The following is a 10,945-nucleotide window of genomic DNA, read 5'->3' on the forward strand; positions in this document are numbered from 1 at the left end:
GCGTTCAAGGGTTCGGAAGTGCACTCAAAGGAATCGACTGATACGCAATTCCAGACCATGACACCTCGGGACTCCAGTCATCGTTGATTCGACCAAGTTGGTCTGCCGAACGCTCGCCTTCAGTCGCTCCATCGCGCAGAATCGTTGCGGGAAGATGGCGACGGACCTCCGCAATCTGTTCATCGCTGAGTCGGTCTTGCTCACCAAGCGTCCCGAGTATTGCCGAAATTCGACCGGGTGGTGAACCTGCTGCCGTCGGTTCAAGCACGAGTCGCAACAGTTCAAGCAATTCGTACCGCGTTACCAACACGCCAAACGCTTCCGAGGGAACCTCCTCGATTCGAACCCAGCCCGTAACTTCAACCTTGCTCCAGAGTGCGCTGGGGTCCCAGACCGCGACGTGAACCTCCTCGGAGTTCCAATCGAGGACCGGCAATGGCACCGAGCCAAGATCCATGAGGGTGCCTTGCTCATCTCCCGAATCACGCCGAAGCCTCAAGGACCTCCCCGACGGATTGAGGACGAGGCGGGTCTCCCAGGGAAGAACCGATTCGGCCTCGACCCAGCCAATCGGACGACGATTGCCGATTCGATAATGCGTTGGCGCACCACTCGACGGCCATACATCGTACACATCGGCGAAGATCCGTCGTCGAATCGTTTCGACCGGATCTCCCTCGGGGACATCCGTCGCCTCGACTCCTTCCTTGAGCAAGAGGACCTTCCGGACAATTGGCCCTCTCACCCGCATCGGCTCGGTCGACTCCGGGAACGGGGGACCGGATCGAATCCGATCAATCCCAGCCCAAACCGGAGCGGTAACCGTGGCGAGCCAGGTGTTTCCTCGCCAAACCAATAGACACAAGACCACCAAAACGATGATCGTCGGCAGTGGATAGCGGAAGGGAGGAGGCGTCATCGGTTCACTCGCAACCGCGCTGCCGATCGTCGGCGCATCAATCCTGGGAGCAAGGCAAGCCCCACCAGAACCCCGATCAGCCCCAGAAACAATCGCGGCCAACCCGAGGCCGGCACCACCATTCCCCGGATAAACACCTCTGTTTGTGCTCCCACGGTTGCCGATCGGAAATACACCGCCACCGGACGCAACGTTCCATCGGGCAAGGGCCGCTCGGTTTGGTAAACCAATCGATACATCTGCCCAAGTCGTGTGGCAAGTTCCTCATAGATGGCTCGAAGCTGGTCGGCATTCCTCGCGGGCAGATACTGACCCCTCGTCTCGGCGGCCAGGCGTCGAAGATCGTCGCTGGCAATTTCCTCCTCGCTGCCCAGACCAAGTGTATGGACCGGCAAGCCAAGCCTTCGAGCCGCCAGGATCGTCGCGTCGAGGTCTGCCGTCCTGCTGAACGTGTCTTCTCCGTCAGTCATGGCGAGCACGGCTCTCCGCCCCGATTGCGAGGCAATCAACTCCAGGGCCTCGACTACCGCATCATAATATCGAGTTCCTCCCATCGGTTGCAATTCATCCACCGATGCCTGGACACGCCTCACATCCGTCGTGAAGGGACAAATCACCCGAATCTCATCACTGAAGGCGATCACCGCCACGCGAGACCCAATCGGCATGACGCTGAGAAACGTTCGCACGGCCTCCTTCAACGCGCCAATCCGGTTTTCTTCTTCCATGCTCCGGCTCTGATCCACCACGAGGACGACCGTTGTTTCCATCACCTCACGAGAGGTTGGGGCCTCGAACCGGAGGATCTCGACCGGCTGGTCATACTCCGTCACTCGGAAATCGTCCTGATCCGCATCAACCAATGCCGCTCCATCCGGCCGCGTCACCTCAAAATCCAGGGTAATCTCCGGGAAGCCTGACTCGTCCACCTGGCGAACGACGACCCGAATGTCGTCGTCGCCGGTCGTTTCTGCTGCCTGAACGATCTGAGACTCGATCTCCTCAGGGTTCTCTCGCTTCGGACCTGGCAGCCGCAAGACCCGATCCAGTTCGAACGCGAGATTCGACTTCCTCAGGAACAACAGCGCCAGGCAGGTCTCCGGAAGCGACTGCCAGCTCCCCGGCGGCCAACCGCCGTTCGGGAGTTGTCGGTTGAGCAGCGACTCCGCACCGATCGCGTACCAGTCGAGACCGTTCAAGTCACTCAACCCAAGGGCCACGCAGACCCGTTCGAGCGACCACAAATAATAAACATCGGTGGACGACCCGATGAATCGAGCATCGGCCGAGACTTTCTCAAGAGCCTTTGCAAACACCGGATCGGCAACCAGGGCTTCTCCCCGAGCCAGCGATGTCAATCGTTCGGCGAGCGAGGGACGAGACGCCGCGATCGCAAGCCCCATGAGCCCGGCGCAGGTCATCGCTGGAGCACTCGCAATGCCTGGCCGATAGCCCCACCCTCCGTCCGGATTGACCGTCGAGCGCAGGTGATCGTCGAGCGCCTCCAGCGCCGCGTCGGAATTGTATTCGTGCCTTCCCCCCGTCCAGATGCCGAGCAGGGCAAACTGCGTGTTCGACAAATCGCCTGGCCCACCAAGAAACCCTCCCGAATCACCCGGTGGCCGTGTTCCTCCCGGTCCCGTCGATCCCGCTTCATATGAGGTTCCCAGCGGAACTCGATACGACCAGAATCCCCCGTTGTGCCCCCCCTCCAGCCGTCGAGCGAGACGCTGAATCAAGCCGTCCAGCTCTCCTCGATTCGTCCCCTGCAACCGAGACAAAAAAAGAATCGCAAGTGCCAGGTCATAGGTCTGATCCGACGAGATCGCCAGTTCCCGCACGACCTCGCTGGCCCGAACAATCGCCTCGTCCTCAGACGAAACCCCATTCTCCATCATTGCCAGACCACACAACGCCGTCATGCCCAGCCGATGGTCATGAGCGAGTCGATAATCCCAATGCCCCGCACGTGATTGCTGCCTCCTGAGGTACTCCACTCCGTTGGCCGTCGCCGTATCGATCCTCGGATCCAAGGCCGCCGGCTGCCCCAACGAGATCGCCGGAACCCCACCGAGCACGATGATCAGGACACCCACTCGAATCAGGATCATGACGTGCCTCCTTGGGTCCGACGGCCATCAGGCACTGTCCACAGCGATCCAGCGCCAACCACAGCCCCGAGTACCCCCCAGATCATCACAACCGCAACCAAATTTGAGGAAATGCTTCCCCCGAACAGGGGCTCCACCGCCTGGCACATTGCAACAAGAAACGCTGCCATCAACATGCCCGCAAATGATCCGGAAAAGACTCCTGGAACAACGTCCCCGATGCCACCTCGCTTGACACAGCCCATCCCCCCAAGAATTCCTCCGAGCACCGCAAGGACCGCCGCAGGTCCTGGCAACAGTGCAATCGATGAGAAACCACTCGCGGCCCCAATGCCCAGCCGCAGCAGCATCGCGATGGCCGCCCCTCCGACAATTCTCGATCTCCCTCCTCGGCGAGCCAACCAGGCAGCACATCCCTCCCGAAGGACCTCTGGAGACCAGTTTCCCTGCTCCTGCCCCTCAAAGGGTTCGGAGGGCTCCGTCACCCGGGGACTCGGCGACTCTACCACAACCGCGACGCGAGCCATCCCACCGTTGCTCTCCACCCCAATCGACGCATCGAGCCGACCTGGAAATGGGTCCGGAGTCACGATGGTGAACGACACTTCCGTTTCATCAATGGTGGTGAATTCTCGATCAAACTCAGGTGTTATCGTCAACCACTCGAGCCCCTCCGGCTCCACCTTCAGCGTTGAGCGTAGCAGGCGGAACCCAATGTTCGACACGCGGAAGGCCTGGCGGGTCGTCGCGCCGGGTGTTGCTCTGACTCGCACCGATCGGGGATGAACCTCCAGCTCGGGATGGCTCGGTTTGGAGGTCGGAATGGAATTGAGCCAGGCATCCAGGCGATCATCCGGCGAACCCGGAGCATCGGCCCTGGGCGCCATCTCGCTTCGTCCAACCGAGATGAGGTACGACGCCAATCGCCCGGACGTCAGCTCCTCTCGGAGCCCCTCCCAACGCTGGGCCGAAACCGTGATGAAGTCGTCCCAACTCCGGCAGACCGGCCCGTTTTTCAACGCAAATGCCAGCGGAGCCACCGGCCCGCGCGAAGGCCGAGGGGGCTCGGCTGGGCGCCGGATCGGTGTCGCGTTTCCCTTCTCCTCGGGTCGTGCTCGATCCGCAACACCCTGCGACGGTGCCTTCGACGAAGTCGGAGTGATCTTCGGATTCTCAACCACCACGCGCAATTGAACTCCGCCGAGCTGTAGCACGTCCCCCTCGCTCAGGGGCTGGGCTTGCCCGGAGAGCACCCGCCGACGATTGAGAAAGACTCCCCCGGGACTTTCCAGATCCATGAGAACCAGTCCCGATCGCGACAGTTCGACCGCGGCATGCCGCCCCATCATCTTTCGGGGTGAATTGGCCTCCTGCTCAGAGAGATCGAGTCCCTCGGCCTCTCCCGGCGCATTGCCCAGAACCACACGTCCCGGACGCAGGGGATACCGTCGACCCACGTCTCGACCGCGAACAACCTCCAGCAACCAGTTATTGGACTCGGGGGGACCGTTCATCATCAGGTTCACTCATCATCGACAGTGCGCAATTTAATCCCTGAGCAGTTCGACATGCTGAGTTCAACCCCGGGCTCGGAACAAGAGAGCCGTGCGACCCAGCTCGATCCGGTCCCCATCGCTCAGGCGAGCCTCACCGGCAACCGGCCTGCCGTTCAGACGCGTTCGCCCCTGAGGATCCAGGTTCCGAAGCACATGTCCCTCCGCGGTCCGCTCAATCTCGGCGTGACGTCTCGTGATGGAAGCATCACCGAAAAGTCCGATTTCCGCTCGTTCATCAAGCCCGACTCGCGATCTTGATGTCGCCAGCAGGTAGGTGCGTCCTTCCTGACGACCATTGAGCACCATGACCCACGATCGTCTCAGCACCTGTTCCACCAATGCCAGGAAAACACCCAGCCCGGCTCCCAGGATCGCCACGCCCAGCCCCTGGCTCAGATCGTAACGGTTCCCGAGCCCTTCACGGAGCACCTCGAAGAGAAATCCGCCGATCAGTCCACCCAGCCCCCCGCCGATCAGTCCGTAACCGAGTCGTTGCCGAGATCGCGACGCGATTCCCTGACTCAAGCCGATCCCAAGCCCCAGAATCGCCCAGGCAACGGCACGCCCAAACGGCCCCCCGCGCAGCCCTCCCAGCACCAGTTCGCCGAGGACCAAGCCAACCATCCCTCCCAGGGCTCCCGCGATCGCTCCCCAGGTCGCCGCTCGGGCGAGTTTCAGGGGAGCCCCATCCCGCAGTGGGTCTACCGCATTCAGAAAGAATCCGATGGTGCCCCCCAGCATCCCCCCCGCGAGCAGGTTTCGCAGCCACCACAGACGATCCACTTGACGAATCAGATCAAACGGACGAATCAATTCGACATAGCAGTACAAACCCACCACTGCGCCCAGCGCGCCGGCCACGGCCATTGCGTGGACCTGTCGGGCGTTGCTGCGAAGGGTCTGGGTGAGCGATCGCGGCTCAGCGGCGGCTGCGTGAGACATTAAGGGTTATCCGTCTCGTTCCATCAGGCGGAGGGAACGCCCCCCCTCGGCGATCACGCGGGCAATGTGGCCGAACGCCTGCACCAGTTCGCCACGCCGAGCGAACATTGAACCTTCCTCGGTGCTGGCCAGCCGTCGAAGATAGTCCAGATCGGCCTCTCCCGTGCCGATTGCGACAATTTCAACCCCATCCTGTTTGGCAAGGTCGGCCTGTTCCACGGCCGACTCCGGCGCATCCGGATAGCCATCGGTCAAGAGGACGAGGTATCGGGTCCGATCCAGCTCAGTCAAATGGGCATGGGCCAGTTCGATGGCTTCCGTCAGATTCGTCGTCCCCTCTGCGACCAGGCGATTGATCGCGGCCAGTACCCGACGCGCATTGTCGGTGGCATCGGCCTGGAGATCCACCTGATCCGAGAAGGAGATCAGGCCAACTTCCGTGTGGGTGAAATCGCAACGGTCCAGAAAGGCCCGAGCCGCCTCCTGCGCCTCAACGAGGGGCTCACCCGCCATGCTCGAAGACACGTCAATCAGCAGGAAAATGCGGATGGGTGACGGATCACCCTCGACCGACCGCGACTCCGGAGGCCTCCCCAGCCATGAGAGATCATCCGGGACCGGTTCCACATGCACGGTCAAGGCGTGTCGCGTATCGCGTTGCTCTCCCGAAACCTGCACCACGCCATCGCGGTCATAGGAGAGCGAAACCTCCACATCCACCTCAGCATCGGTCGCCTGAATTCCGGTGAAAACATATTTTCCCAGGATGGTGCAATCCAGCGGATCGGGGCTTTCTCCCTGGGTCAGGTACACTTCCATCCGATCGTTTGCGCCGCCGTGCGTGGCAAGCCGGTACGATCGCGTCTCGCAGGCTGGAATCGGCAGGTTCCGAGGAATGACCAGATCGTTGACATATCGTGTGCCGTCGGGGCTAATGGCTACTGTCCCCAGGCTGTGCGACATCACATCCTTGATCCGTTTGGCTCCCGGCAGGGTCAACGTGGGGCGAGGGGCCGTCGTCGTCCCTCCCAGGGTGAACCGAGGGCGAGCGTCATCGGGGCTCTTGTCTCCCGCAAGGATGGCCGCCTGGATCACGGCTCCCAGCGCAACCACTTCATCGACATTCACGCCCGCCCGAGGAGGCTGGCCGCTCATCTCGGTCACAAACTTCCGCACCATCGGCATGCGCGTCGAGCCACCCACGAGCAGGACCCCCGCGAGGCCCGACCAGCCCAGCCCGGCCGCCTGAATCGCCTCCTGGGTCAAGGCCCTCGTCCGATCCATCAACGGGAAAGTCATCCCTTCAAATTCATCTCGGGTGAACTCAAAACTCCGACGCTCGGCGCCGAGTTGGAGCGTGACCCGAGTCGCCGACCGTTCCGACAGCTGCCACTTTGCCTGTTCACTCCGCACCAAGACCTCATTCAGGGCGATCGGATCGTCCAGGGGATCGAACCCCGTCTCCGCCTCAAACCGCTCGGCCAGGAACGTGGCGATGCGGTCATCCCAGTTCTTTCCGCCGAGGTCATGGTCCCCCGCGGTCGCTCGAACGACAATTTCCTCCGGGGTGATCGTGGCAACGGTCACATCGAAGGTTCCCCCGCCGAGGTCATAAATCAGAACCGTTTCCTCGACCCCGCTGCGCTGGAGGCCATAGGCAAGAGCCGCGGCGGTCGGCTCGTTGATAATCCCCATCACCTCCAGCCCGGCCTGTTCTCCGGCGTCGATGGTGGCCTTCCGTTGTGCATCGGCGAAGTAGGCGGGAACGGTAATGACGGCCTGGGTGACCGGTTCGCCGATCACCGCTTCGGCATCCTCCTTCAAGCGAGCCAGGATGAGGGCCGAAAGCTCCGTCGCGCCGAATTCACGGTCCCCGAAGCGAAGGGAGAACAGCGGATTGCCCATTTGCGGCTTGAAGAAACTGGCGATCTGATCGTCGCCGAGTCGAGCGTATTCCTTCGCTTCCTGCCCAATGCTCGGAGGATCGGTCCCAAAGTAAAGGACAGAGGGAGTGATGGTCGCTCCGTCTCGATTCGGGATCACTTCCGGTCTGCCATAGGCGTTGCGTCGCGCGACGACGGAATTAGTCGTTCCCAGGTCGATTCCGACAAAGGCGCTCATGTCATCAACTCCGCAATCGACCCCGATCCCGCCACGCCAATCGGCCTGAACCTCAAAAGGCTCCCTAAACTTGCAGCGCCTGTGTTCCCATCAAGAAGATGACAAACCCAAGCGTTGATCCCGCAAAGAACGGCCAGAGATCGTCAAATCGCGTCACCAGATAATAACCCGTATAAATAGGAATAAACAGATACAACATCCCATGAAGGAAGTCTTCGCAGAAGGCTGCGTAGGCCCCCACGAAGTAGCCGATCGCCGTCAAGACCAACCCCATGACGACGAGGGCCATCCCTCCCCAACCCCGGAATCCGGGAATGGCAAACGTGACCGCCGCGAGCACCAGGCCGACGACCAGAAGGCCCACGAGCACCCGAACCCGTACGTCGCTGCTCCACTCCTGGATGTCTTCTCGAGGGTTAACCGGTTTCCTCGGAACCGGCCGGAACCGATCGACCGGGACCTGTTCCAGGGAGCCCTCTCGATAAGAGGGCGTGAACGTCGAAGGATTTCCCTCGGAACGGGGAGCCAGGGCCACGGGAGCCGTCTCACGATCGGGGAGTTCCGCCAGCTCGTAGGCATTGGCCGCGGCCTCGCCGGGTTCCGGCAACACGAAGACCGCCTTGCAGTGCTTGCAACGAACCGAGCGACCGGCCCAGTCATTTCGAGCCTTTCCCGGAGCCGCGCACGAGGGGCAGGCAAACTCGAACGTGCTGGTCATGGGCAGGTCGCTCTCCGTCGTGTCTTCCGCTCCCGATCGGGTCTCTTGAACTCAATCGATCAAGACACCTGCATTAAGCGAAGGGCTGTCGACCGTTCCTCAACTTCCTCGGCGCTCATCACGGCTTCCGTCTCGAACTCCACGTCGATCGACCCGCCCCCGGTCAGGTCCTTGGCCGAAACGGTCAAGCGGCCATCCCGCGTAATGCCGAAGGTCACCCGGATCGGGCTCTTCGCGGGAAGCCCTTCGGGCAGATGCAGTTGCGCGACGCCAACCTCCTGACAATCCTCCGGCTCGGGGCTATCGCGCTCGCCGGCCATGACCCGGATATCGACCCCCGCCTGGTTGGCCTGATCGGTGCCGAAATCCTGAGTGTTCTCCATCGGCACCTCACCGTTGCGCGGCAAGAGATAGACGACGACATCCTGTCCCTCATCGTTGCGAGCAATGACGCCGAGGCTCTTGGACAGAACGTTGACAATCTGGGTGCTCACTAGTTCTCGAACCGGCCCGGTCAGGGTGAACCCGGTTTCCTGCTCGATCTTGTCGAGCGCCTCCTGCATCTCCTGCTCGCTGACGGCCGAGGGATCAAACGCTCCCGACTCGCTCCCCGTTCCTGGCAAGTAATTGACGACCTGTTGCTGGATCGACTCCTTGAAGCCGTACAGCGCGGCCCCCTTGGCGACCGCCTCGTCCGGATCGAAGCTGATCGGCTCAATCCCGAACTCGGCCACCAGGCGATCATGCACCTGGGGCATCCGCGTGGCACCACCAACCAGGATCAGCGAATCAAACGACTCGAATCCCTTGGCCCTGGCATCGGCGAGCATTTCTCGGGTCAGTTCCAGGGTCCGATCCATGAGGTGCCGGGTAATCTCCTCAAAGGTGCCCCGGTCGAGTTCGACGCGGGCCGATTGTCCCGAATGGGTCACCCGGAACGGTGCCTTTTCGCGCTGTGTGAGCGTCTTCTTGCCCCGCTCGGCCTGAAGGAACAGGTCGTTGAGGACCTCGGAATCGTCCATCGGGTCGCTGTCCAGACCGGTCTGCTCACGGAACTGATGGGCCAGAGACATCACGATCGCTTCATCCCAGAGCGTCCCTCCGAGTCGGTGATCGCCGCCGGTACAAATGACTCGGATCAACCGATCCTTGATCTCGATCATGGTCACGTCGAACGTGCCACCGCCCAGGTCGTACACCAAAACGACCTGATCGCGTTCTTGCTCCAGGCCATAGGCAATCGCCGCGGCCGTCGGCTCGTTCAGCACGGCCCGGACGTTCAAGCCGGCCAGCGTTCCTGCGTTGGCCGTGGCCTCGCGCTCCGCCGTGCCGAAGTAGGCCGGACAGGTGATCACCACATCAGTGATTTTTTCGTCATCTCCCAGACCGAGTGCGACCTCGGCATCACCGACCACCTTGCGCAGGATGAACGAGCTGATATCCTCGGGGCTGTAGGATTGCCCCTCGTACTCAAACACGTAGTGCGGGTCGCCCATATGCTGTTTGACCCGGCTCACCACCCGATCCGGCTCGACCTTCGCCGACTCCTTCGCCGTATTGCCCACGATAATCGCGTCACCATCGAACAGGACCACCGACGGCGTGATCCGCTCGCTCTCCTGGTTCGGCACGATCACGGGTTTGCCGTGCTCATCGACATAGGCGATGGCCGAATAGGTCGTCCCCAGGTCGATCCCGTAGACCCGTTTCATCGGCTCACTCACGGCGCATACTCCTCATTCTGCAAGAGCAATGGGAAATTCTGAGGAATCACGGAGGAAATGATCGAAGCCCAATTTTGGAATATTCGCCGCGTTCGTTCTCCTATTTTAGTAGATGTCCCGCGACGTCGCAGTAGAAGCGTTCAAACCGTCTAAAGACTTGTCGCTGCTGCCATCAATCCACACAGTCCATCTTTGATGGGGATCAGTTCTTGATCGTACTCGATCCGTGTGAGAAAATCCATCATAGCAGTTGTGGAGAATTTCGCCCAACTTCCCATTCTAATTAAGGTTAGACCATGGACCTCATTGATCACCTTGCACAAATTGCTGCACGAATCCCTGCGCATCGTGTTCATCTCGCTACCGAAGAAGCAACAAAAAATGCTTTGGTTCTCCCTTTGATCAACGCTCTTGGATACAATGTCTTCGATCCGACCGAAGTGGTTCCAGAGTTCATTGCGGACGTAGGAACGAAAAAGGGAGAAAAGGTCGATTATGTAATAATGAGAGATGGAAAGCCCGCAATCTTGATCGAGTGCAAGTCGGCCGGCTCTAAATTAAGCATCAACCACGCATCGCAGTTATTCAGATATTTCACGACAACAGACGCGAGATTTGCGGTTCTCACAGATGGCATCGAATATCAATTTTACACGGACATTGAAGCACCCAACAAAATGGATTCGCATCCATTTTTTGAGTTCTCCATGCTAAGCCTTGACACAAAAATTGTCGAAGAAATTAAAAAGTTCTCAAAGCAATCGTTTGACCTGAACAATATTCTATGCAATGCGAGTGAACTAAAATACAAGAAACAGATCCGTGGACTTCTGGCGAATGAATTGAACTCTCAG

8 protein-coding genes are annotated in these 10,945 nt (G+C 60.3%); 1 reads left to right on the forward strand and 7 read right to left on the reverse strand.

Going from position 1 to position 10,945, the window contains the following annotated elements:
- Positions 1–4: 4 nt before the first annotated feature.
- From GA615_RS07410 to GA615_RS07440, 7 genes are all read right to left on the reverse strand, one after another.
- Entirely contained in the window at positions 5–919 is a 915-nt protein-coding gene (locus tag GA615_RS07410; RefSeq protein ID WP_152050635.1) for a hypothetical protein, read from the reverse strand.
- Positions 916–3,030: a VWA domain-containing protein gene (locus tag GA615_RS07415; RefSeq protein ID WP_152050636.1), complete on the reverse strand. Its 2,115-nt coding sequence runs from the start codon at positions 3,028–3,030 to the stop codon at positions 916–918. The genes GA615_RS07410 and GA615_RS07415 overlap by 4 nt, the downstream gene beginning before the upstream one ends.
- Positions 3,027–4,547, reverse strand: a complete 1,521-nt coding sequence (locus GA615_RS28665; RefSeq protein WP_152050637.1) for an FHA domain-containing protein — start codon at positions 4,545–4,547, stop codon at positions 3,027–3,029. Before GA615_RS28665 ends, GA615_RS07415 begins: the two co-directional genes overlap by 4 nt.
- 60 nt (positions 4,548–4,607) lie before the next feature.
- The gene (locus GA615_RS07425; RefSeq protein ID WP_152050638.1) at positions 4,608–5,528 is read right to left on the reverse strand and encodes an FHA domain-containing protein; all 921 of its coding nucleotides are present in this window, start codon (positions 5,526–5,528) and stop codon (positions 4,608–4,610) included.
- A gap of 6 nt (positions 5,529–5,534) precedes the next feature.
- Entirely contained in the window at positions 5,535–7,649 is a 2,115-nt protein-coding gene (locus GA615_RS07430; protein ID WP_152050639.1) for an Hsp70 family protein, read from the reverse strand.
- A gap of 64 nt (positions 7,650–7,713) precedes the next feature.
- Positions 7,714–8,367 carry a hypothetical protein gene (locus GA615_RS07435; protein WP_152050640.1) on the reverse strand — a complete coding sequence of 218 codons (654 nt, stop codon included), beginning with the start codon at positions 8,365–8,367 and terminating at the stop codon, positions 7,714–7,716.
- A gap of 59 nt (positions 8,368–8,426) precedes the next feature.
- Positions 8,427–10,091, reverse strand: coding sequence for an Hsp70 family protein (locus GA615_RS07440; protein WP_152050641.1), 1,665 nt, complete (start codon positions 10,089–10,091; stop codon positions 8,427–8,429).
- 296 nt (positions 10,092–10,387) lie between these two features.
- Between GA615_RS07440 and GA615_RS07445 the strand changes: the two genes are divergently transcribed.
- A partial coding sequence (locus GA615_RS07445) for a type I restriction endonuclease (protein ID WP_201750127.1) occupies positions 10,388–10,945 on the forward strand: 558 nt, incomplete at its 3' end.

The sequence above is a fragment of the Tautonia marina genome (assembly GCF_009177065.1).
GTDB classification, from domain to species: domain Bacteria; phylum Planctomycetota; class Planctomycetia; order Isosphaerales; family Isosphaeraceae; genus Tautonia; species Tautonia marina.